This is a genomic window from Streptomyces sp. 3330 (genome assembly GCF_031456635.1).
Taxonomy (GTDB): domain Bacteria; phylum Actinomycetota; class Actinomycetes; order Streptomycetales; family Streptomycetaceae; genus Streptomyces.
Genome location: NZ_JAVDVA010000013.1, coordinates 247,038 through 269,166, shown reverse-complemented (window position 1 = coordinate 269,166; position 22,129 = coordinate 247,038). Strand labels below are relative to the sequence as shown.

General features: G+C 73.0%; 15 protein-coding genes and 1 pseudogene. 10 read left to right on the top strand and 6 right to left on the bottom strand.

Going from position 1 to position 22,129, the window contains the following annotated elements; genetic code table 11:
- Positions 1–363: 363 nt before the first annotated feature.
- From J2X68_RS22945 to glgX, 4 genes are all read right to left on the bottom strand, one after another.
- On the bottom strand, positions 364–1,614 hold the full coding sequence (locus J2X68_RS22945; RefSeq protein WP_310434413.1) for a M14 family zinc carboxypeptidase: 1,251 nt from the start codon (positions 1,612–1,614) through the stop codon (positions 364–366).
- Positions 1,615–1,747: 133 nt separating this feature from the next.
- Positions 1,748–2,689 carry a nitroreductase/quinone reductase family protein gene (locus tag J2X68_RS22940; protein ID WP_310434412.1) on the bottom strand — a complete coding sequence of 314 codons (942 nt, stop codon included), beginning with the start codon at positions 2,687–2,689 and terminating at the stop codon, positions 1,748–1,750.
- Positions 2,690–3,132: 443 nt separating this feature from the next.
- The gene (gene treY, locus J2X68_RS22935) at positions 3,133–5,496 is read right to left on the bottom strand and encodes a malto-oligosyltrehalose synthase (protein WP_310434411.1); all 2,364 of its coding nucleotides are present in this window, start codon (positions 5,494–5,496) and stop codon (positions 3,133–3,135) included.
- A gap of 82 nt (positions 5,497–5,578) precedes the next feature.
- A complete protein-coding gene (gene glgX, locus J2X68_RS22930; protein ID WP_310434410.1) occupies positions 5,579–7,687 on the bottom strand; it encodes a glycogen debranching protein GlgX in 2,109 nt (702 codons plus the stop codon).
- A 197-nt stretch (positions 7,688–7,884) separates the two neighbouring features.
- Between glgX and J2X68_RS22925 the strand changes: the two genes are divergently transcribed.
- The 4 genes from J2X68_RS22925 to J2X68_RS22910 all read left to right on the top strand — a co-directional run bounded on the left by J2X68_RS22925 (position 7,885) and on the right by J2X68_RS22910 (position 12,301).
- Positions 7,885–8,706 (top strand): Tat pathway signal sequence domain protein, encoded by an 822-nt coding sequence (locus tag J2X68_RS22925; protein WP_310434409.1) that lies wholly within the window; start codon positions 7,885–7,887, stop codon positions 8,704–8,706.
- A 76-nt stretch (positions 8,707–8,782) separates the two neighbouring features.
- Positions 8,783–10,129, top strand: a complete 1,347-nt coding sequence (locus J2X68_RS22920; protein WP_310434408.1) for a copper amine oxidase — start codon at positions 8,783–8,785, stop codon at positions 10,127–10,129.
- A gap of 71 nt (positions 10,130–10,200) precedes the next feature.
- Positions 10,201–11,469, top strand: coding sequence for an SAV2148 family HEPN domain-containing protein (locus J2X68_RS22915; protein WP_310434424.1), 1,269 nt, complete (start codon positions 10,201–10,203; stop codon positions 11,467–11,469).
- A 109-nt stretch (positions 11,470–11,578) separates the two neighbouring features.
- Positions 11,579–12,301 (top strand): 3'-5' exonuclease, encoded by a 723-nt coding sequence (locus J2X68_RS22910; protein WP_310434407.1) that lies wholly within the window; start codon positions 11,579–11,581, stop codon positions 12,299–12,301.
- Between the two features lie 234 nt (positions 12,302–12,535).
- Here J2X68_RS22910 and J2X68_RS22905 read toward each other — a convergent pair whose 3' ends face one another.
- The gene (locus tag J2X68_RS22905) at positions 12,536–13,399 is read right to left on the bottom strand and encodes an aminoglycoside phosphotransferase family protein (protein ID WP_310434406.1); all 864 of its coding nucleotides are present in this window, start codon (positions 13,397–13,399) and stop codon (positions 12,536–12,538) included.
- 176 nt (positions 13,400–13,575) lie between these two features.
- On the opposite strand from J2X68_RS22905, the gene J2X68_RS22900 reads away from it, so the two are divergent.
- The 5 genes and pseudogenes from J2X68_RS22900 (at position 13,576) to mgt (ending at position 18,494) form a co-directional block, all read left to right on the top strand.
- A complete protein-coding gene (locus tag J2X68_RS22900; protein WP_399040581.1) occupies positions 13,576–14,511 on the top strand; it encodes a carbohydrate ABC transporter permease in 936 nt (311 codons plus the stop codon).
- A complete protein-coding gene (locus tag J2X68_RS22895) occupies positions 14,508–15,350 on the top strand; it encodes a carbohydrate ABC transporter permease (protein ID WP_310434405.1) in 843 nt (280 codons plus the stop codon). Before J2X68_RS22900 ends, J2X68_RS22895 begins: the two co-directional genes overlap by 4 nt.
- Complete coding sequence (locus J2X68_RS22890) at positions 15,350–16,624, top strand: extracellular solute-binding protein (protein ID WP_310434404.1); 1,275 nt, start codon at positions 15,350–15,352, stop codon at positions 16,622–16,624. The genes J2X68_RS22895 and J2X68_RS22890 overlap by 1 nt, the downstream gene beginning before the upstream one ends.
- Before the next feature lie 209 nt (positions 16,625–16,833).
- A complete protein-coding gene (locus tag J2X68_RS22885; protein ID WP_399040579.1) occupies positions 16,834–17,013 on the top strand; it encodes a hypothetical protein in 180 nt (59 codons plus the stop codon).
- 238 nt (positions 17,014–17,251) lie between these two features.
- Positions 17,252–18,494, top strand: a pseudogene (gene mgt / locus J2X68_RS22880) (macrolide-inactivating glycosyltransferase).
- Between the two features lie 204 nt (positions 18,495–18,698).
- Here the strand turns inward: mgt and J2X68_RS22875 are convergent.
- The gene (locus J2X68_RS22875) at positions 18,699–20,966 is read right to left on the bottom strand and encodes an MMPL family transporter (protein WP_310434403.1); all 2,268 of its coding nucleotides are present in this window, start codon (positions 20,964–20,966) and stop codon (positions 18,699–18,701) included.
- Between the two features lie 533 nt (positions 20,967–21,499).
- Here J2X68_RS22875 and J2X68_RS22870 point away from each other — a divergent pair.
- Positions 21,500–22,048: a DUF1697 domain-containing protein gene (locus J2X68_RS22870; protein WP_310434402.1), complete on the top strand. Its 549-nt coding sequence runs from the start codon at positions 21,500–21,502 to the stop codon at positions 22,046–22,048.
- The last annotated feature ends 81 nt before the right edge of the window (positions 22,049–22,129 follow it).

Sequence of the window (22,129 nt, the reverse complement as noted above, 5' to 3'; positions counted from 1 at the left end):
CACCTCACCGGAACCTGACCCCTCGGGGTCCGACCAGGTGTCGTCCGGGGGTGCCGCACCCCCCCGCCCCCCCCCCCCCGCGTTGGGGGGGGGGGGGGGCCCGGGGGGGCCGGGGCCCAAGCCCGGGGCCGGCGCGCGCGGCCCGGGGGGGGGGCGGGGGGGGGGGGGGGGGGGGCGCCGGCCGGCGGGGGGGGGGGGGGCGGGCCGCCGGGCGGCGGCCGCGCGCCGCCCCCCGCCCGCCCCCCCCCCCCCCCCCGCCCGCCACCGCACCGTCCGTCGTCGCGGCCCGTGCCGCCGCGGGTGCCGCCCCTCTCGCCGGCCCCCGCCAGGCCGCGCCCCCGCCAGGCCGCCTCAGGCCGCCCGTCAGGCCGCCCGTTCGCGCGCGTGCAGGGCCGCCGCGACGACCGTCCGGGACTGGTGCTCGACCTGGTGCTCCAGGGGCACCCAGCGGGCACGGAAGCGGCAGGCGAAGGCGTCGCTCCAGGTCTCGACGAGCTGCTCCAGACGCGGGGCCGCGTGGTCGTCGCTCTCCTGGAGGACCCGCCACAGCATCGCGGCCGCCCGCAGGGGCAGCCGGCGGGCGAAGGCGTCCACGCTGCCGACGTACGCCATCGTCGTGTCGGCGGGAGGGGTGTCCGTCCAGTCCGCGGCGAGCCCCGGCACCAGCTCCAGCGCCCACTTGGCCGCCCGCAGCAGGGGCCCGTCGACGCCCTCCAGACGCGGCAGCGCCTCGACGAGCACCCGCTCCACCTCCGTGGTGTCCCGCAGCAGCCGCCGCGCCAGCCGCCGGATCGCCGCGGCCGGCGCGGGGTGCGGGGCGGGATCGTCCACCATGTCGCTCGCCCACATCGGCACCTCCACCACCGCGGTCAGACCGCCGTAGCGATGGGCGTGGTACCAGGTGCTGTGCCGTGCGTCGTCCGGCATGCTCGGGTACGCCGCCTCCGCCCCGGCGGCCGGCATCACATGCACCCCGGGCCCGGACGCGGGCCAGCCCGCCGCGTCGGACGCGCCCGTCTCCACCGGGATGTGCAACTGGGCCGCCGACTTCACGAACGGCTCGGCCAGACCCGGGATGTCCTTGGTCAGCTGCACCCAGCTGCCGCCCAGGTCGGTGCCGTGCAGCGTCACCTGGAGATAGGGCCGCAGCTCGTCGATGACCCGGGTCAGCGCGCGCGTCTCGGGAGGCAGCCGGTCCGGCGGCAGCACGGCGGGGGACCACTCCGGCTGCTCCGGACCGGCGGGCCGGAAGAAGCCGAGGTGGTACTCCAGCAGGCTGCGCGGCGCCGGGGTCACATGCAAGCTCGCGCCGTCGGGGTCCGCGCAGAGCAGGAAGTGCCAGGACGTGCCGTCCCGCAACTCCCGCTCCTGTACGACCCGTTCGGCGAGAGCCAGCAGCGTCGAGCCCCCGGTCGGCTCGTTGGCGTGGGCGCCCGCGACGACGAGCACGGCCCGCGGGGCGTGCCCGACGGACAGCAGGTGCAAGGGCCGGCCCGCACGGGAGACCCCCACCTGCCGCAGTGCGCACATTCCCGGCTGATACGCGGCCAACGCGCGGACATAGTAGGTCAGTTCGGTCACCGTGGGGTAGCGCTGCTCCGGCAGGAGACTCACCCCCGTATTCGTCCGCCCGGCCTTCGCATCCGCAGTACCCCACGGTCTCTGTGAACTGTCAAGAACGCCTCGGGGGAGGCTCCAGGGGGCGCTCGGATGCGCGCGCCGGCGGTGGGTACGACCGTCACCGTCCTCACTCCTCGTGCCCCCTCCCGGCTCCGGCCGGACCGGAGGGCGGGGCCGGGGGCCAGGGGACGTCGGCGAGGAGCGGGACGATCGTCTCCTCCTCGAAGTCGAGGTGGGCGTTCAACTCCCGCGACATGGCTTCCAGTTCCCGGCGGAAGCGCTCGGGATCGGCGGTCGCGACATCCGCCAGCAGGGCCACCAGGTCGTCCTGGATGCGGGCGACCGTGCGGTGTTCCTCGGTGAGCCGGGCGAAGGTGGCGGCCAGCGCGGGGTGGTGGCGGGCCATCGTGGGGAACACGTGCGCGTCCTCGCCGACGTGGTGGAACCGCAGCGCCTGACAGAACGCCAGGCAGCGCTGCCGGATCTGCAGCCCGAGGCCCGGAGCGGGCGGCTCACCGGGGCCCTCGTGGGCCGCCCGGGCCGCGAGATGGGCGTCGGCCTGCGCCGCCACCTGGCGCAGCTGACCGCGCAGCCAGGCGTGCACCTCCATGATCTTGTCGGCGAGGGTGCGGACCTCGCGGGGGCCCTCCCAGCCGTCGGGCTCGGCGGGCTCCAGCACGACGACCAGCGGGGAAGGCGTGGTTCCGTCCCGGCCGCCGCCGTGTCCGGGAAGGATCCGCAGGGCGTGCTCGACGAGTTCCGCGCGCCGGGCCCCCTCGGCGGGGACGGCGAGCGCCTGGAAGGTCTCCGCGCCGAGTTCCGCTCGCACCATGGGGTGGGCGAGCAGGTCGCGGTACCAGTCGGGATGGTCGGGGGCGCCGGGACCGGCCCCGAAGACCAGCAGGGAGGCGCCGTGGCGGACGTGGCCGAGCGGTGTGGTCCGCTCGCCCCCCGACGTGGCGCGGGTGGTCGTCAGCAGGAGCGGTTCCTCCCCTCGGAACCGCTCGTCGGCCTTCCCGCCGTCGGCGCGGGACGGCTCGGTGACGGATTCATCGAACGAGGTGGGCATACGGGTGGCTCTCTCCGGAGGTCACGGTGGGCGTGCGCACGGCGCGCGGCAGTGAGGCACCGGGCACGCGGCGCACGGCACGCGGGAACGTGCCGGGGAACGGAACGGGTGGGGGCGCACAGCGGAAGCGCGCTGCGGCGGCGCACCGGAGAAGGGCGTGCGGCCGACGCGCGTCGGAGCCGTGTCAGCCGAGGGGTGCGGAGTGTGTACGCATGGCGTGTCCCTCGAGGAAGGGTGTTCGCCCGACCGCCGGCCGGCCCACTGCTCTTTGGCCAGCGTCACGCGACACCGCCACCATTAGATGCACCCGACCGTCACCTGTCAACGCCGGAGATCACCACCGTCGGCCCTCCGCGGGGCATGCCGGAGTCACCCCCGGCACCCCCCGGACCGCCCGCGGGGCGCGCCGGGAGTCACCCCTCGCTTCCGAATCTCCAGCGGTCTCATTCCGCCTGCTCCAGCAGCGCCACCGGCAGCTGCTCGAAGAGGTCCGCCGCGCGCGCGTGGCCCGTGAACTCCCGTTCGGGCGCCAGGACGTCGGTCCACCGACCCGGGGGCAGCGCCAGCCGGGTCTCGCCCCAGCCGCCCGCCTCCGCCAGCCGCAGCGACAGCCGCGTCACGGCCGTGACGACCCGGCCGGAGCGGGCGAACGCCAGGCAGTGGGCCGCGGCCGGGCCCTCGGCGGGCAACGGCTCGTACCCCGCGGCGGCCCCGAAGACCTCCGGCCGCCGCCGGCGCAGCCGCAGCGCGGCCGCGGTCACCGTGGCCTTGGCGCCGGGATCCTCCGGCGGAAAGCTCACCGGGCGCCGGTTGTCCGGGTCCACCAGCGCCCGGTACTCGGCCTCCGCGCCCTGGTAGACGTCCGGCACCCCGGGCATCGTGAGCTGCACCAGCGCCGTGCCGAGCACGTTCGCGCGGATGTGCGGCTCCAGCGCCTCGCGCAGCGCGGTCACCCGCGCGCCCGGCGCCCCGCACGGCCCCGCCGCCACGAACGCGGCCACCGCCTCCTCGTACGGCGGCTCCTGCTCCGTCCAGCTGGTGTACAGGCCCGCCTCGCGCACATGCTTGAGCAGCGCCTCCTGGACCCGTTCCGGGGCCGCCGGGCCGAGTCCGAAGACCGTCTGCCAGGCCGCCCACGCCAGCTGCCCGTCCGGGACGGCCTCCCGCGCGGCCTCCCGCGCGCGGGAGACCTCGTCGAGGAGGTCCGCCCAGCGCCGCGGGCACTCGGTGAGCACGGCGAGCGCGGCCCGCACGTCCGCGCTGCGTTTGGTGTCGTGGGTCGTCACGACGGTCCCGGTGGCCGGCCAGTCGCGCTGCACGCGCGCGCAATAGGCGTGGAAGCCGTCCGGCGACACCCCCGGGGCGCCCGGGTCGCCGCCCACCTCGTTCGCCGCGGGCAGCGGCACGTACCGGTAGAACGCCGTGTCCTCGACCGACTTGGCGCGCAGCGCGGACGCCGTCTGGGCGAACCGCGCCCGGAAGTCCGCCCCGGCCGGCCCCTCCCCGCCGAGCAGCAGTCCGCGCACCACGTCCACCGCGCCCGCCTCCTCCGGCACGACGAACGCCTGCCGGGCCTCGGCGGCCGCCTCCTCGGTGACGACGGCGGCCGGGTCGCCCGAGGCGTACGGCCGGTAGACCTCCAGCCGCACGAGCAGCTCCACCAGCGCCGTCCGCAGCGCCCAGGGCGCCCGGTCGCGCAGCGCGGGGTCGGCCGACGCGGCGCACACCCGGGAGGCCGCCCGCGTCAGCCGGTCCGTCTCCGCCGCCAGTTCGTGGGTGAGCACCCCGTACGCCGCCCGGCGCACCGTCGCCGCCCAGTCGCCGCCCCGGTCCGTCTGCGGGGCCGCGAAGCGCCGGTAGCGGGTCACCAGCTCCCCGGCCCCCTCGGGGTCCGTGAAGAGGCCGTCGACGTGGCGCAGGGCGTCGTATCCGGTGGTGCCGGCCACCGGCCAGGAGTCCGGCAGCCGCTCCCCGTCGGCCAGGATCTTCTCGACGACCGTCCAGCGGCCGCCGCTCGCCGTGTGCAGCCGCTCCAGATAGGCGTCGGGGTCGGCGAGGCCGTCGGGGTGGTCCACGCGCAGCCCGTCGACGACGCCCTCGTGCAGCAGCCGCAGGATCGTGCCGTGGGTGGCCTCGAACACCTCCGGGTCCTCCACCCGCACCCCGATGAGCTCGGAGATGCTGAAGAAGCGCCGGTAGTTCAGCTCGGTGCGGGCCAGCCGCCACCACACCGGCCGGTACCACTGGGCGTCCAGCAGGTGCGGCAGGGGCAGCCCCTCGGTGCCCTCGCGCAGCGGCAGGACGTGGTCGTGGTAGCGCAGCACGCCGCCGTCCACCCGCAGGTCGGGCAGCTCCGTCCCGACGGGCCCGCCGAGCACCGGGACCAGCACCTGGCCGCCCTGCGCCTCCCAGTCGATGTCGAACCAGCGCGCGTACGGCGACTTCGGCCCCTCGCGCAGCACCTCCCACAGGGCGTGGTTGTGACGCGGGGCCATCGCCATGTGGTTCGGCACGATGTCCAGCACCAGCCCGAGCCCGTGCTCCCGGGCGGTGCGTGCCAGCTCCCGCAGCCCCTCCTCCCCGCCGAGCTCCGCACGCACGCGCGTGGGGTCCACGACGTCGTAGCCGTGCGGGGAGCCGGGCACGGCCTCCAGGACGGGGGACAGATGCAGGTGCGAGACGCCGAGCGAGGCCAGGTACGGCACGGCGGCCGTCGCGGCCCGGAACGGGAACTCGGGCTGGAGCTGCAACCGGTAGGTCGCCGTGGGCGGCACGGGAACGGAGGCGTCACGTCGCTCAGGGGTCATGACCACCTACGTACCCGCCCCGCCGCGTTTCCTGTCACACCTCCCCTCCGGGCGGGTCGCTCCCGTGCCTCTCAGCGACCGGTCAGGTCGGCCGCTGGAGCACCGTCATGCTCCGGTCGACCAGCGTCAGCCGGGCCCCGGCCTGCACCTTCGGCCCCGCGCCGGGCGCCAGGGCCTCCGGGTTCGCGGTGTCCACGACCACCTGCCACTGACGCCCGTGGTCGACCGGCACCACGAAGTCCAGCGGCTTGGCGGAGGCGTTGAACATCAGCAGGAAGGAGTCGTCGGTGATCCGTTCGCCGCGCGCGCCCGGCTCGGAGATCGCGTTGCCGTTGAGGAACACCGACAGCGCGGACGCCTGTGCCCGGTCCCAGTCCCGCGGCGCCATCTCCTTGCCCTCGGGAGTGAACCAGGCGATGTCCGACAGCTCGTCGTGCGTGCCCTCCACCGGCCGGCCGTGGAAGAAGCGGCGCCGCCGGAAGACGGGATGCTCCTTGCGCAGCCGCACCAGCGCGCGCGTGAAGTCCAGCAGCTCGCTGCCCTCCTCGGGCCACTGGACCCAGGCCAGCTCGCTGTCCTGGCAGTACGCGTTGTTGTTGCCGTGCTGGGTGCGCCCGAACTCGTCCCCGTGGCTGATCATGGGCACGCCCTGGGACAGCATCAGCGTGGCGAGGAAGTTCCGCATCTGCCGGCCCCGCAGTTCCAGGACGCCGGGATCATCGGTCGCGCCCTCCGCGCCGCAGTTCCAGGACCGGTTGTGGCTCTCGCCGTCCCGGTTGTCCTCCCCGTTGGCCTGGTTGTGCTTGTTGTTGTAGGACACCAGGTCGTGCAGGGTGAACCCGTCGTGGCAGGTCACGAAGTTGATGGAGGCCAGGGGACGCCGGCCGTCGTCCTGGTAGAGGTCGGAGGAGCCGGTCAGCCGGGAGGCGAACTCGCCGACCGCGCGCGGCTCGCCGCGCCACACGTCCCGCACGGTGTCGCGGTACTTGCCGTTCCACTCGGTCCACAGCGGCGGGAAGTTCCCCACCTGGTAGCCGCCCTCGCCCACGTCCCACGGCTCCGCGATCAGCTTCACCTGGGACACGACCGGGTCCTGCTGGACCAGGTCGAAGAACGACGACAGCCGGTCCACCTCGTGGAACTGACGGGCCAGGGTCGCCGCGAGGTCGAAACGGAAACCGTCGACGTGCATCTCCAGCACCCAGTACCGCAGCGAGTCCATGATCATCTGCAGGACGTGCGGGGACCGCATGAGCAGGGAGTTGCCGGTGCCCGTGGTGTCCATGTAGTAGCGGGGGTCGTCCGTCAGCCGGTAGTACGACTGGTTGTCGATGCCCCGGAAGGACAGCGTCGGGCCCAGGTGGTTGCCCTCGGCGGTGTGGTTGTAGACCACGTCGAGGATGACCTCGATCCCCGCCTCGTGCAGCGCCCGCACCGCCGACTTGAACTCCAGGACCTGCTGGCCGCGGTCGCCCCAGGAGGCGTACGCGTTGTGCGGGGCGAAGAATCCGATCGTGTTGTAGCCCCAGTAGTTGTTCAGACCCATGTCGACCAGCCGGTGGTCGTTCACGAACTGGTGCACCGGCATCAGCTCCAGGGCCGTCACCCCGAGCTCCGTCAGATGTTCGATGATCGCCGGATGCGCGAGGGCCGCGTAGGTCCCGCGCAGTTCCTCCGGCAGCCCCGGGTGGCGCATCGTCAGGCCCTTCACATGGGCCTCGTAGATCACCGTGTGGTGGTACTCGGTCCGCGGCCTGCGGTCGTCGCCCCAGTCGAAATAGGGGTTGACCACGACCGACGTCATCGTGTGGGGCGCCGAGTCGAGGTCGTTGCGCCGCTCGGGCGCGTCGAAGTGGTAGCCGTACACCTCCTCGCCCCAGCGGACCGCGCCGCTGATCGCCTTCGCGTAGGGGTCGAGCAGCAGCTTCGCCGAGTTGCAGCGCTGCCCGCGCGCGGGTTCGTAGGGGCCGTGCATCCGGAATCCGTACCGCTGCCCGGGCATGACGCCCGGCAGGTACGCGTGCCGGACGAACGCGTCGCTCTCGCGGAGTTCCACCGCCGTCTCCGAGCCGTCGTCGTGCAGCAGACACAGCTCTACTCGGTCCGCGGCCTCCGTGAAGACCGCGAAGTTCGTGCCGGCGCCGTCGTACGTGGCACCGAGGGGATACGCCTCTCCAGGCCAGACCTGCATGGACACGACTCTTTCAGGTGTGCCGCCCCGTCGGGGGCGCCTTGGGGCCGAGTCTCCAGGAAAGTGAGGGAACCACCTGTGACTTACGCCCCTCTTACCCGACGACCAGTGCACAGGGCGACAGGCGACACACGTCCTGTGCCGAACCAGTGGGGCAGACACGTACTCCCGGGCAACAGGGGGAGTAGGGGGAATTTGTGCGCACGACAGTGCGCCGCCACCTGGGCAAGGTGGTGGCGGGTACGGCCATCGCGGTGGCCGCGACGGCCGTGATGGTGGGGATCACTCTGCCGGGCACGGCGGGGGCGGACGACACAGGAGGCGGCAAGGACGGGCGGACCACCCGGCAGGCGGCCGGACAGCAGCAGGGCGACACCGCGGCGGCGGTACAGCCCGGCGTCGTCGAGGAGGCGCCCGCCGAGGGCGCCAAGGGCAAGGGCCGCGATCCGCTGACCGACGACGAGATCGCGCGCGTCGAGAAGATCGCGCTCGACCGGCAGCAGATCGCCGCCAGCGAGGACGTGGACGGCGACCGCGGCCCGCAGCGCCTCGGCGTGGACCTCGCCGAGCCCGCGGCCGGTGAGGTGGACGACCCCGGCGCGCCCCGGCGCGCGGTGGTGTCGTTCTACGACTACAAGGACGACACGCTCGTCACCGAGACCGTCAACCTCGACACCGGCAAGGTCGAGGACACCGGCACCCAGCACGGCGTCCAGCCGCCGCTGAGCGCCGCCGAGCAGAACGAGGCGGCGGCCCTGCTGATCGCCGACCCGCTCGGCGCGGGCCTGAAGGCCGACTTCAAGGACGCCACCGGCAAGGAGCTCAGCTCCCCGGACCAGCTCCAGATCGCCGCCATGATCTACCGGGCGGTACCGGGCGCCGAGCCCGCCGTCCTCGACCAATGCGGGGAACACCGCTGCGTCCGGCTGCTGCCGAAGGTCAAGAACGGCCCGTGGATCGACGCCCGGTCCCTGGTGATCGACCTCAGCACCCGCAAGGTCGCCCGGCTCACCGGCTGAATCCGTGGCAGGCCCACCGCCACGTCCGTTTTCCGACTTGCCTTCCGGAGCGGGAGGCAAAGGGAGTCATGTCCTCATGCGTGTTCCGAATCTGATGGGCGGCCTCCGGCCGCAGGGCACCGGCCGTGCCCGCAGGGGTGCGGCCGTCGGCCTCTGTGTGGCCGCGCTGGCCGCCGGCGCGGCCGCCGGAGCCGGTCCCGCCGCCGCCCAGCCGAAGGCGGCCCCCGCGGCCGCCGCCGACTGCAGCGCCGCCTACCGCATCGAACAGAAGCTCGCCACCGGCACGACCTGGCGCATGTGCTGGCGCTTCGAGGCCAAGTCCGGCCTGGTGCTGGAGAAGGTCTCCTACCAGCCGCCCGGCGAGGCCAAGCCGATCAGGGTCCTCAACAGCGCCAAGATCGCCCAGATCCACGTGCCGTACGACGACGGCAAGAACGAGTACAACGACATCACCGACTACAACTTCGGCTCGGGCCTGGTCAACATGGCTCCCGCCGAGTGCCCCGGCGGCACCATCAGGACGGTGAAGGTCCCGGAGTCCTTCTCGGACAACCCGAACGTCAAGGGCCTGTGCACCACGACCCGTTCGCGCGGTCACGCCTACCGCATGCAGTCCGACACCGGCAACAAGGTCTACCAGGCCCAGGGCAAGGACCTGCTGATCTACACCGTCAACAAGGTCGGCTGGTACGAGTACATCACCGAGTGGCGCTTCTCCGACGACGGCTCCGTCAACATGAACGTCGGCGCCACCGGCAGCCTCTCGCCGTTCGACTACGACGCCGGCGACGGCCGGGGCTGGCCGATAGGCAAGGGCGCCAAGTCCTACGCCACCAGCCACAGCCACAACGTCTTCTGGCGGCTCGACTTCGGCCTCGACGGCTCCTCGGCCACCAAGGTGGAGCAGTACGACTCGGTGGTGAGCCCGCCCGCGGGCGGCCAGCAGGGCCCGACCAACAAGACCACCCGCACGGCCGTCACCAAGGAACTCGCCGGCGACGCGCAGAACATGCGCTGGTGGCGGGTGGTCAGCGCGACCGGCAAGAACAAGGACGGTCACGCCCGCTCCTACGAGCTCGTCCCCGGCGCCACCACCACGTACTCCGGACGCCGGTTCACCCAGCACGACGTCTACTTCACCCAGTACAACCAGTGCGAGCAGTACGCCAGCAACAACGTCCGCGACTGCGGCAGCCCCCTGCACGGCACCTCCGTCGACAAGTGGGTGAACGGCCAGACCCTCACCCATCCCGTGACCTGGGTGAACGTGGGCTTCCACCACATCGCCCGGGACGAGGACCAGCAGCCCATGCCGGTCCACTGGCAGGGCTTCTCGCTCGTCCCCCGGGACGTCACCGCTATGAATCCGCTCACTCCGTCCGCGCTGGCCGGACAGAACGGACAGTCGAACAGCGGTAGTTGAGAAACGACCTGTCCATCCGGCTGCACCGCCCGCCGCTCCCGGAGTACCCTTCCTTGATCGTTGGGACGGGGATGCTCGGGGGAGCGGAAGGCGGTGCGCGGGTGGGCTCGGGAGGGCTGGAGCTGCCCCCTGGTGACGAGGGTCACGAGGGGGGCTCCGCAGACGTCCCGCCCGGCACGGTGTCCCTGGCCCGGCCGATGGAGACGAACGCCATCGGACCGGAGCTGGACTGGGACGCCGAGGCCTGGCGCGAGGTACGCACCCGCGCCCAGCGGGCCGGCCGGGCCTACATCTGGCTGAACCTCGTCGAACAGCGGCTGCGCGCCGTCGTGGCCGCCGTGCTGCGGCCCATCTACGAACCCGTCCACGGCGACGAGTGGGTGGTCGCCGCGGCCGGGCCGGCCGGCCAGGAGTGGGTGCAGCGCGCGGTCGCCGTACGCGAAGTCAGCCGCCGCAAGGGCTACTTGCTCGACCCGGCCGACGACAACGTCATCTCCTTCCTCACGCTGCCGCAGCTGCGCGAGCTGATGGTGCAGCACTGGCCCTGCTTCGAGCCGTACTTCGACGACCGCCGCGACGTCGAACTCGCCCTGGACGAGCTGGAGGTGACCCGCAACGTCGTCTCCCGCAACCGGGCCCTCTCCGAGGCCGTCCTGGGGCAGGCGGAGCGCGCCTCCGCGCGCCTGCTGGAGATGCTCGGCACCAGCGGCGACGTGCCCTCGGCACGCCGGCTGCGCGTCGACGCCGTCGAGGACCTCGTCGGCGACCGGTACGCGGACGTCGTCGCCGTCCACTCCGACCGGGTGCGGCTGCTGCGCCGGTTCCCCGCCGAGGACATCTTCGACGGCGCCCGCCGCCTCGACGCCATCGGCATCGGCCTCAACCTGCTCGTGCAGAACTTCTCCGGCCGCCGCCTGGTCCGCCTCGCCGAGGCCGGCGCCCGCGTCCGGCTGCTGTTCCTCAACCCGGCCTCCAGCGCCGTCAAGCGCCGCGAGCGCGAACTCGGCATGAAGCGCGGCGAGTTGAGCCGGTCGGTGGAGATGAACATCCTGCACATGCGCCGGGTCCGCGCCCGGCTGCGCGACCCGGGCGCCTTCCAGATCCAGGTGTACGACGAGACGCCCCGCTTCACCGCCTACCTGGTCGACGGCGACGGCACCGACGGCATCGCGGTCGTCCAGTCCTACCTGCGGCGGATGCGCGGCATGGAGGCGCCGGTCCTGGTCCTCCGCAACGGCAACCGGATGGTCAAGTCGGGCGAGACGGACGACGGTGGACTTTTCGCTGCATACCGCGAGGAGTTCGAGCTGGCCTGGGCCGACTCGCGGCCCGTGTCCTGAATCAGCCGTTTCGGCCGGCCGGCAAGCGGAACGCGATCCTCTGATTGTCAGTGGTGCATGCGAGGGTGGAGCCCACTGGGGGAAAGCACCACCGAGAAGGGGGGCCACCATGGCCTGGTACCGGGAGCTGCTTGTCGGCTTCGACCTGGAGACGACCGGGACGGACCCGCGCGAGGCGCGCATCGTCACGGCAGCCGTGATCGAGGTCAGGGACGGGCAGGTCCTGGGACACCGCGAATGGCTCGCGGACCCGGGCGTGGAGATACCGGCGGACGCCGTCGCGGTCCACGGGATCAGCAACGAACGGGCCACCGGCGAAGGCGCCCCCGCCGACCGGGTCGCGGACGCGATCGCCGACGTCCTCGCGGGCTACTGGCGCACCGGGGTCCCGGTCGTCGCCTACAACGCCGCCTTCGACCTGACCCTGCTCTCCGCCGAACTGCGCCGCCACGGCCTGCCCTCGCTGCGCGACCGCCTGGGCGGTCTGGACCCGGCGCCGGTCGTCGACCCGTACACCATCGACCGCTCGGTCGACCGCTACCGGCGCGGCAAGCGCAACCTCGAGGCGGTCTGCGCCGAGTACGGCGTCCTCCTGGACTCCGCGCACGACGCCTCGGCCGACGCCCTCGCGGCGGCCCGCCTCGCCCGCGCGATAGCCGGCCGCCACCCCAAGGTCGCGGCCCTCGGCCCGGCGGAGCTGCACCGCCGCCAGATCGAGTGGTACGCCGAGTGGGCGGCGGACTTCCAGAGCTTCCTGCGCCGCAAGGGGGACGTGGACGCGGTGATCGACGGGGCCTGGCCGGTCCGGGAGCCGGCGGAGAAGCCCGCCTGACGCTCCCGCGACCGACCCTCTGCGCCGGCCGCCTTCACCGCCTGCCTTCACCGGCTGTCCGCGGCGGCCGCTTCCACCGCCCGCCCCGTGTCCGGCGACCGTCTTCGCCGGCGGCCTTCACCGGCTGTCTTCAGCGACCGTCTTCGGCGGCCGCCCGCACCGGCTGCCGGGCGGAGGGCGCGTCGGGGTCCCGTGCGGTCCGGGCGGCGGCCCGCCACGCCCGCAGCGCCCGGATCAGAACGGATACCACCGGACCGCCTCGTCTCCGTCCCGCAGTGACGCCACCCGGCGCCGGAACTCCGCCAGCGCCTTCGGGTCGGCCGGGGCGTGCTGGGCGACCCAGGCGCAGCTCGCGGTCTCGCGCGCCCCGCGCAGGACCGCGCAGCCCGCCCACTCCCGTACGTCCCAGCCGTAGGCCTCGGTGAAGGAGTCGTAGGCCTCGGCGGGCAGCCCGTACCGGTCGCGGGAGAGCGCCATGACCACCAGGTCGTGCTCGCGCAGATCGGCCGAGACGGTCTCCAGGTCGACCAGGACAGGGCCGTCGGGCCCGATGTGCACATTGCGGGGCAGCGCGTCGCCGTGGATCGGGCCGGGCGGCAGCTGCGGGGTGAGCGCGGCGGAGGCCGCGGCGAAGCCGTCACGGCGCTCGCGCAGATACGCCGCGTCCGCCGGGTCGATCGCGTCGCCCGCGAGCCGCAGCCAGCGCTCGACGCCCGACAGCAGATCCCGCGCGGGCAGGCCGAAGCCGGGGGCGGGCAGGGCGTGCACCAGACGCAGCAGTTCGGCCAGATCCCGTGGCTCGGCGGGACGCACGGGGTCGGGCAGCCGGTGCCACAGGGTCACCGGGTGGCCCTCGACCAGCAGCGGCTCCGGCTCGGCGGCCCGCACCGCCGGGACGCCCGCCCCGGCCAGCCAGGCGGCGACCTCCAGCTCGCGCCGGGCCCGGCCGAGGAGTTCGGCGTCCCGCCCCACCTTCACCACCAGGTCACCGGCGGCGAAGACCGCGTTCTCGCCCAGGGCGAGGAGCCGCGCGTCCGCCACCGGGCCCGGCAGGACGCCCGCCGCGGCGAGTACGTCCCGCGCCCCTGCCTCGTCCATCGTCCGCCTCCGTGTGATGCGCCGCCCGATCCTGCCGGACGGCGTCGGGATCCGGCCATCCGACGGCCAGTGTCGCATCAGCGCAGATCGGACGGTGCGCAAGGTCCCTTGACGGGGTACAGCACCTTCACGACCATGGCGGAGCCCGTCAGAGCCGCGGGAAGGGGGGCCGGTCCGTGTCGTCGGCGACCGAGAGCAGACCGACCGTGCGCAGCGCCTCCGGCACCGGCCCGCCGCGCGGCGCCGCGGGCCACGGCGCGTGGTTCCTCGTCCTCCCCGCCCTGATCCCCGTCCTGGCCCTGAGCGTCGGCCCGTTGCTGTACGGGATCCTGCTGGCGTTCACCGACGCCCAGTCGGGCCGCACCACGCCCACCCGGTGGATCGGCGTCCTCAACTTCTCGGACCTGCTGCACGACACGCTGTTCTGGGAGTCGTTCCGGATCGGCCTGCTCTGGGCGGTCGGGGTGACCGTCCCGCAGTTCCTGCTCGCCCTCGGCCTCGCCCTGCTCCTCAACGAGGACCTGCGGCTGCGCTGGCTGGCCCGCGCCCTCGCGATCATCCCCTGGGCGATGCCCGAGGTCGTCGTCGGCGTCATGTGGCGGCTCGTCTACAACCCGGACGCCGGCATCCTCAACGAGACCCTGCGCGACCTGGGACCGGGCGACGGGCGGGACTGGCTCAGCGGACTGGCGACCGCCCTGCCCGCGGTGATCGTCGTGGGCGTGTGGGCGGGCATGCCGCAGACCACGGTCGCCCTGCTCGCCGGGCTCCAGAACACCCCGCGGGAACTGCACGAGGCGGCCGCGGTGGACGGCGCGGGCGCCTGGCGCCGTTTCCGGACGGTCACCTGGCCGGCCCTGCGGCCCATCGCCCTCGCCGTCACGGCCCTCAACTTCATCTGGAACTTCAACTCCTTCGCCCTGGTCTACGTGCTGACCAACGGCGGACCCGGCGGCCGCACCCGGCTCCCCATGCTCTTCGCCTACGAAGAGGCCTTCCGCTACGGCCAGTTCGGCTACGCGGCGGCGATGGGCTGTGTGATGGTCGCGGTGATCTCGGTGTTCCTGGCCCTGTTCCTGGTGGCCCGGATCAGGGGAGGCGACGACGCGTGAGAACCCGCCCCGCGGCCCGGGCCGGCCGGGCCGCCCAGTACACGGCCCTGTGCGGCTACCTCGTCTTCCTCGCCTTCCCCTTCTTCTGGCTGCTCTCCGTCGCCTTCAAGCCCGCGCGTGAACTGGGCAGCCTGCATCCCACCTGGATCCCGCGGCACCCCACCCTCGCCAACTTCCGCCAGGCGTTCGACGAACAGCCCCTGCTGCACGCCGCGTTCAACTCCCTGACGGCCGCGGTGAGCGCCGCCGTGATCGCCGTGGCCCTCGCCACCCCGACGGCGTACGTCATGGCCCGCCGGCGCACCCGGCTCGCGCGGGCCGCGTCCGCGTGGGTGGTGGTCAGCCAGGCCTTCCCGTTCGTGCTGGTGATCATCCCGCTGTTCCTGGTCCTGAAGAACCTGCGACTGATCGACTCCGTGCCGGGGCTGGTGACGGTGTACGTGGTGTGGGCGCTGCCCTTCGCGCTGTGGATGCTCGTCGGATACGTCCGGGCCGTCCCCGTCGAGCTGGAGGAGGCGGCCGCGATCGACGGCGCCGGGCGGCTGCGGACCCTGGTCTCGGTGACGGCTCCGCTGCTGGCTCCCGGCATCGTGGCGACGGGGCTGTTCGCGTTCATCACGGCCTGGAACGAGTTCTTCTTCGCGCTGGTGCTGCTGAAGACCCCGCAGAAGCAGACCCTGCCGGTCGTCCTGACCCACTTCATCGGCACCGAGGGCGTCGCCGACCTCGGCCCCCTGGCCGCCGCCGCCTTCCTCGCCACCCTCCCCTCGCTGGTCGTCTTCGCGATCGTCCAGCGCCGGATCACGGGCGGCATGCTCGCCGGGGCGGTGAAGAGCTGATGCGGACCGGAGCGCTGATCGTGGCCGTCCTGCTGCTCCTCTCGGGCTGCACCGCCGGCGACGGGGACGACGAGGGGCCCGTCACCCTCCGTTTCCAGTCCCTGGCCTGGCAGGAGGAGTCCGTCCGGGCCAACAAGGACCTGGTGAAGGAGTGGAACGCGACCCACTCCCACGTCAAGGTCGAGTACGTGCAGGGGAGTTGGTCGAGCGTCCACGACCAGCTGCTCACGTCCTTCGAGGGCGGCGAGGCCCCCGACATCATCCACGACGCCTCCGACGACCTCGCCGACTTCGCCTACGGCGGCTACCTCGCCGACCTGACCGGGCTGCTGCCCGCCCGCCTGGTGTCGGACATCCCGCGGCGCAGCTGGGAGACGACGACCTTCGGCGACGGCGTCTACGGCGTGCCGTTCCTCCAGGAACCGCGCGTCCTCGTCGCCGACGCGCACTGGCTGAAGCGCTCCGGCGTACGGATCCCGACGCCCGAACACCCCTGGGGCTGGGCGGAGTTCCGGCAGATCACGGAGCAGCTCAGCGGCGACGGCACGTACGGTGTGGCCTGGCCGCTGAAGGAACCCGTCTCCGCCACCCTCAACCTCTCCCTCTCGGCGGGCGGACAGCTCTTCCACCGGGGAGCGGACGGAAAGGTCACCGTCCGCTTCGGGGCCGGCGACGAGGTCGTACCGCGCACCATCCACGACCAGGTCGGCGCCGACCACAGCGCCTCGCCGACGACTCTGGGCAGCGGTGGCTCGGACACCCTGCCGGGGTTCTTCGGCGGCCGGTACGCGATGGTCCCGCTCGGCTTCTCCTACCGCCAGCAGATCGTGCAGCAGGCGCCCGAGGGGTTCGACTGGCAGGTGCTGCCCGCGCCGGCGGGCGCCGACGGACTCGCCCAGGGGGTCAGCCCGCAGACGCTGTCCGTGGCCGAGGACAGCCCGCACAAGAGGGAGGCGGCCGCGTTCATCGACTTCCTGCTCCGGCCGAGGAACATGGTCCGCCTCGCGCTGGGCGACTGGATGCTGCCGACCGGCACCCAGGCCCTCGCCGACCCCGCCCTGCACACGGCGAAGGACGGCTGGGCGACCGGCACCGCCCTCGCCGAGCATCTGCGCCCGGCGCCCGCCCAGTCCGTCCGGGGCTACGCCGAGTGGAAGGACAAGGTCGCCACCCCCGCGTTCCAGGAGTACTACAGCGGGGCGATCGGCCTCGGTGAACTGCGCGAGCGGCTCGAGAAGGACGGCAACCTGGTGCTGGCGCGCTACCAGCGGTGAACGGCCGGTCCAGTAACCGGCGGGGCCGGTGATCAGCCGCCCAGGGGCGCCGTGAGGCCGTGGGCCGCGCGCCGGGACCCCGCTCCGCGATCTTGACCAGCAGTGCCGGCACGGCCGTCCACGACCTTGATCGGCCGCGTCCCCGGCGAGCCGTCGCCCGCCCCGGCGTCGGCCCGGGGAACGTCACGGCCGCGTGGCCGTGCGGATCGGTGCGGCGAGGGCGACGGAGCGGCTGCGCGCGGGCCGGCCCGGTCGCGGCCGATTTCACCTGGTTCCACGGGCCGCGCACTCGCGCGCAGGGCGCCGCCACGGCGATCCGGCTCGCCACGCTGTCCGACGGCGGCCCGAGCGGCGCGTTCTTCGAGGACGACGGAGTCATCCCCCGGTGACCCGGGAGCGACGCGGCCGGGTGCCGTGACGGACGGCCGCGACCGCCGCCACCTCCACGGCCCTCCCCGCGGCCCGCGAGCCTCCGCCGCCTCACGCCACGCCACCCGCGTGCCGCCGTCACGCCACGCCCTCCGGCCCGCGACCCTGCCCGACGCGTCGACGGGTCCACCGTGCGGTGGTGGGCGTGGTGGGCGTGGTGGGCGTGGTGGGGCGGGTGGACCGACCGCGTCATTCAGGTTGCACGAGACGTATCGTCTCGTCTACGGTCGACGGTATGACCAGTCGCCCCGCCCATGTCGCCATGTTCTCCATCGCCGCCCACGGGCACGTGAACCCGAGCCTCGAGGTGATCCGCGAGCTCGTCGCGCGCGGTCACCGGGTGACGTACGCGATTCCACCCGCCTTCGCCGAGAAGGTCGCCGACGCCGGCGCCGAGGTCAAGCCGTGGCACTCGACGCTGCCCGGGCCCGACGACGACCCCTCCGCCTGGGGGAGCACCCTCCTCGACAACGTCGAGCCCTTCCTGGCCGACGCGATCCAGGCCCTGCCCCAGCTGATCGAGGCGTACGACGGGGACGAGCCGGACCTGGTGCTGCACGACATCACCGCCTACCCGGCCCGCGTCCTCGCCCACCGCTGGGGCGTGCCGGCGATCTCCCTCTCGCCCAACCTGGTGGCCTGGGAGGGGTACGAGGAGGAGGTCGCCGAACCGATGTGGGCGGAACCGCGGGAAACGGAGCGCGGAAAGGCTTACTACGCCCGGTTCCACGCCTGGCTCGAAGAGAACGGGATCACCCTGCATCCCGACTCCTTCGCCGGCCGCCCGGCCCGCTCCCTCGTGCTGATCCCCAGAGCGCTCCAGCCGCACGCCGACCGGGTCGACGAAAGCGTGTACACGTTCGTCGGCGCGTGCCAGGGAGACCGGGCCGCGGAGGGCGACTGGACACGCCCCGGACGGGCGGAGAAGGTCGTCCTCGTCTCCCTGGGCTCGACCTTCACCGACCGGCCGGACTTCTACCGGGAGTGCGTGCGGGCCTTCGGCGACCTGCCGGGCTGGCACCTCGTGCTCCAGATCGGCAGGCACGTCGACCCGGCCGCGCTGGGCGCCGTACCGGACAACGTCGACGTGCGTGCCTGGGTACCGCAGTTGGCCGTCCTGAGGCAGGCCGACCTGTTCGTCACGCACGCCGGCGCGGGCGGCAGCCAGGAGGGTCTGGCCACGGCCACGCCGATGATCGCCGTACCGCAGGCCGTCGACCAGTTCGGCAACGCGGACATGCTCCAGGGGCTCGGTGTGGCCCGGCGGATCGCCACGCCCGAGGCGACGGCCGAGACCCTGCGCGAAGCCGCCCTCTCGCTGGTCGGCGACCCGGAGGTGGCCCGTCGGCTCAAGGCGATCCAGGCCGAGATGGCGGACGAGGGCGGCACCCGCCGCGCGGCGGACCTCATCGAGGCGGAGCTGACGAGGGGACGGCCCTGAACGTCCGTTCCGGAACAGCCGCGTCCGCGTCCGGGGGTGACTCGGGCGGTGCGCCGGAACCGGGTGCGACCGAACCGGACGCGGCCCGACCCGGCGTGATCGAGCAGGTCCGCGCCCGAACCAGACAGGTGTGAGGGCCCGTTGGCTCCCCCGGGAGGTCAACGGGCCCTCGCTTCATGCCGCTTCAGCGTGCTGCGGGCGGCATCAGACCCGCAGGGGCTCGCCCTCGTCGTCCCGCGTCACCGGCGCGATCGCCTCGGGCGACTCGTCGTGCGTGAGGTCGGGCAGCCAGTGCAGCCACTTCGGCAGGTACCAGTTGCGCTCGCCCAGCAGCGCCATCACGGCCGGGAGCAGCACACCCCGGATGATCGTCGCGTCGATCAGCACCGCGGCCGCCAGGCCCACGCCCATCTGCTTCATGGACTGCATGGACAGCGTTCCGAAGATCGCGAACACGGCGACCATGATGACCGCGGCGCTGGTGACGACACCGGCCGTGGTGACCACGCCGTGCTCGATGGCCTCGTTCGTCGAACGGCCCCGCATCCGCGCCTCACGGATCCGCGAGACGACGAACACGTGGTAGTCCATCGACAGGCCGAACAGGATCACGAAGAGGAACAGCGGCAGCCAGGTGATGATGGCGCCGACGCCCTCCGCGCCCACCAGCGACGCGCCCCAGCCGTGCTGGAAGACGGCGACCAGGATGCCGTAGGCGGCCCCGACCGACAGCAGGTTGAGCACGATCGAGGTGATCGCGACCGTCAGCGAGCGGAACGACAGCAGCATCAGCAGGAAGGCGAAGACCACGACGAACGCGAAGACGGGAGCGACGGCTCCGGCCAGCTGGTCGTTGAAGTCCTTGGAGCCGGCCACCTGCCCGGTGATCGGCGCCTGGAGGCCGTCGACCTTGCCGAGCGTCGCGGGCCGCACCTCGTCGCGCAGCTTGTCCAGGCTCTCGCCCGCCTTGTCCAGGTCGGAGCCGCCGACCAGCGGGACGTACACGTACGCGATGTTCTGCGCGTCGTGCAGCTTGATCTCCACAGGGCCGCGGGAGGCGCCCGAGCTGACCGCCCGCTCCTTGAACTGCTCGAGCGCGGTCTTCACCTCGGCGGCGTTGATGTCGTCCGCCTTGACGATCACCTCGGCCGGTTCGGAGCCGCCCGGGAAGGCGTCGTTGACCCGGTTGTAGGTCTGCACGATGGGCAGCGAGTCGCCGAACTCCTGGTCCAGGGTGAGGTTCTGGGTCTTCATGCCGACGGCGGGGGCGGCGATCGCGAGCAGCGCGCCGGCCGCCACGACCAGCGACACACCCGGCTTGGCGAGGACGACCTTGAGCACCGCGCTCCAGAACCGGCTGCCCTCGGCGGCCCGCCGGCCGTTGCCGTTCCTGCGGCGCTTTTCCGGGTGCAGGAACGGGATCCGGCCCTTCTCCACCCGGTGGCCGAGCAGCGACAGCAGCGCGGGCAGCACGGTGACCGAACCGACCATGGCGACGGCGACCACCATCAGGGAGGCCAGGCCCATCGCCTCGAACGTCGCGAGCCCGGTGAACAGCATGCCCGCCATCGCCACGCACACGGTGACACCGGAGACGATCACGGCGCGGCCGCTGGTCGCCGCGGCGATCCTGAGAGCGGTTTCCGGATCACGTCCGGCGGCCCGCTCCTCGCGCTCCCGGCGGAGGTAGAACAGGCAGTAGTCGACGCCGACGGCCAGACCGACCAGGAGCATCACGGAGCTCGCCGTGTCGTCCATCGGCTGGAAGTGGCTGACGATGCTCATCAGGCCCATCGTCGCCATGATCGCGGTGACGGCGAGCGCCACCGGCAGCAGCGCCGCCACCAGCGCGCCGAACGCGATCAGCAGGATGCCCAGGGCCACCGGCACGGCGGAGTACTCGGCCTGCTGGAAGTCGTCGCCGAACGCGTCGTCGAACGTCTTCATCATGCTGGCGCCGCCGATCTCCTCGATCCGCACCGAGGAGTGGTCCTTGCGGACGCCCTCGACGGCGTCGAGGACCGGCTCGACCCGCTCGCCCGCGGTGTCGGAGTCGCCGCGCATGTCGAACTGCACGAGCGCGCTGCGGCCGTCCTCGGAGATCGTGTCCGAGTCGTACGGCGAGGTCACGTCGGTGACCTTGCCGGTCTTGTCCACGGCCGAGACGACCGCGGCGACGGCGGCCTTGAACTCCGGGTCCGTGGCCTTGACGGAGCCGTCCTTCGACTGGATGAGGACCGTCTCGCTGGCCGGTTCCTCGATGCCGGCGTCCTCGATGATGCGGGCGGCCGTGTGGGTCTCGCCCCCGAGCTGGTCGCTCTCCTTGACCTCGACCGTGCCCGCCGCCGAGCCGATCCCCATGGCCAGGACGACGAACAGCACCCAGATGCCCACGGCGGCCCATCGGTGCCGGGCGCTCCAGCCGCCTGCCCGCGCGGCGATGCCCCGCACCCGTATTTCTCCGTTCCCCATGACGGGCCTGCCCTCTTGTGATGCGGTGGAGGCCCCCTGCCGCCACCTTCCGATTCGAAGGTATGGGTCGGATAAAGCCATCTCGTCGTGCTGCCCGGTGAGGTGCCGGACACCCGACTCCTCCCGTCGGACCCCGCCGTCTCACCGCTGGGGAGGACAGGAGCCCCCTACATCTATCCGGGGATCTAGGGGATGACGATCAGGGTGCGGGCCGGTGGGCAGGCTCGGGGGGGGAGGGGCGGTCGAGGGGCCGGTCTGCCGGTGGACGGGGGCGGTGAGCGGCTGGTGGACGCGGGTGGCGGGCGGCCGGGCCGCCGGTGGGAGTCGGTGGCGCGCGTCCGACGGGCGGTTCGAGGGTCAAGGTCGCACTGGTGATTACGAAAGTTTGTTGAACAAGTCACGAGCCTGTGGAGATGTCCGGCAGACCTTGCTCCGCATCCCGCCGATCGGCGAGAGTTTCGCCCGACGCTCCACCCCGGCCGCGGCCGTCGTGCCCACCCCCACGGGGCACGACGGCCGCTTAAGGTGAGCGGATGACGACGACGTACGCGGCACTCCTGCGCGGCATCAACGTGGGCGGCAGCAGGAAGGTCCCGATGGCCGAACTGCGCGCCCTGCTGGAGGGGCTCGGCCTCGGGGACGTCCGCACCCACCTCCAGAGCGGCCAGGCCGTCTTCTCCTCCGCCCACGGGGACGAGGAGAGCCTCGCCGCCGAGCTCGCGGCGGCGATCGAGAAACACTTCGGCTTCGCCGTGGGTGTGATCGTCCGCGACCACACGTATCTGAAAGCGGTTGCCGACGCCTGCCCGTTCCCGGCCGCGGAGCTGGAGGCCAAGCAACTCCACGCCACGTATTTCTCCACCCGCGTCGACGAGGAGCGCTACGCCGGGATCGACCGGGCCGCCCACCTGCCCGAGGAGTTCCGCCTCGGCGACCGTGTCCTGTACCTGTACGCCCCCGACGGACTCGGCCGGTCCAAGCTCGCCGAGCAACTGTCCAAGCCGCGGCTGAACAAGGGGCTCATCGCCACCACCCGGAACTGGAACACCGTCGTCAAACTGGTGGAGATGACGCGAGCGTGACCGTACGCGCGCCGAGGAAGGGCGCCCTCGAGAGGATCTCGCGAGGCACCGTGAGCCGCGGATCGGCGTAGAGCCGACGGG

Bases quoted from the DNA above. Each gene is read 5' to 3' on its own strand.
- J2X68_RS22915 (WP_310434424.1), top strand. From the start codon at position 10,201: ATGCTCGGGGGAGCGGAAGGCGGTGCGCGGGTGGGCTCGGGAGGGCTG.
- J2X68_RS22920 (WP_310434408.1), top strand. From the start codon at position 8,783: ATGCGTGTTCCGAATCTGATGGGCGGCCTCCGGCCGCAGGGCACCGGC.
- J2X68_RS22905 (WP_310434406.1), bottom strand. From the start codon at position 13,399: ATGGACGAGGCAGGGGCGCGGGACGTACTCGCCGCGGCGGGCGTCCTG.
- treY (WP_310434411.1), bottom strand. From the start codon at position 5,496: ATGACCCCTGAGCGACGTGACGCCTCCGTTCCCGTGCCGCCCACGGCG.
- J2X68_RS22940 (WP_310434412.1), bottom strand. From the start codon at position 2,689: ATGCCCACCTCGTTCGATGAATCCGTCACCGAGCCGTCCCGCGCCGAC.
- J2X68_RS22910 (WP_310434407.1), top strand. From the start codon at position 11,579: ATGGCCTGGTACCGGGAGCTGCTTGTCGGCTTCGACCTGGAGACGACC.
- J2X68_RS22870 (WP_310434402.1), top strand. From the start codon at position 21,500: ATGACGACGACGTACGCGGCACTCCTGCGCGGCATCAACGTGGGCGGC.
- glgX (WP_310434410.1), bottom strand. From the start codon at position 7,687: ATGCAGGTCTGGCCTGGAGAGGCGTATCCCCTCGGTGCCACGTACGAC.
- J2X68_RS22890 (WP_310434404.1), top strand. From the start codon at position 15,350: ATGCGGACCGGAGCGCTGATCGTGGCCGTCCTGCTGCTCCTCTCGGGC.
- J2X68_RS22875 (WP_310434403.1), bottom strand. From the start codon at position 20,966: ATGGGGAACGGAGAAATACGGGTGCGGGGCATCGCCGCGCGGGCAGGC.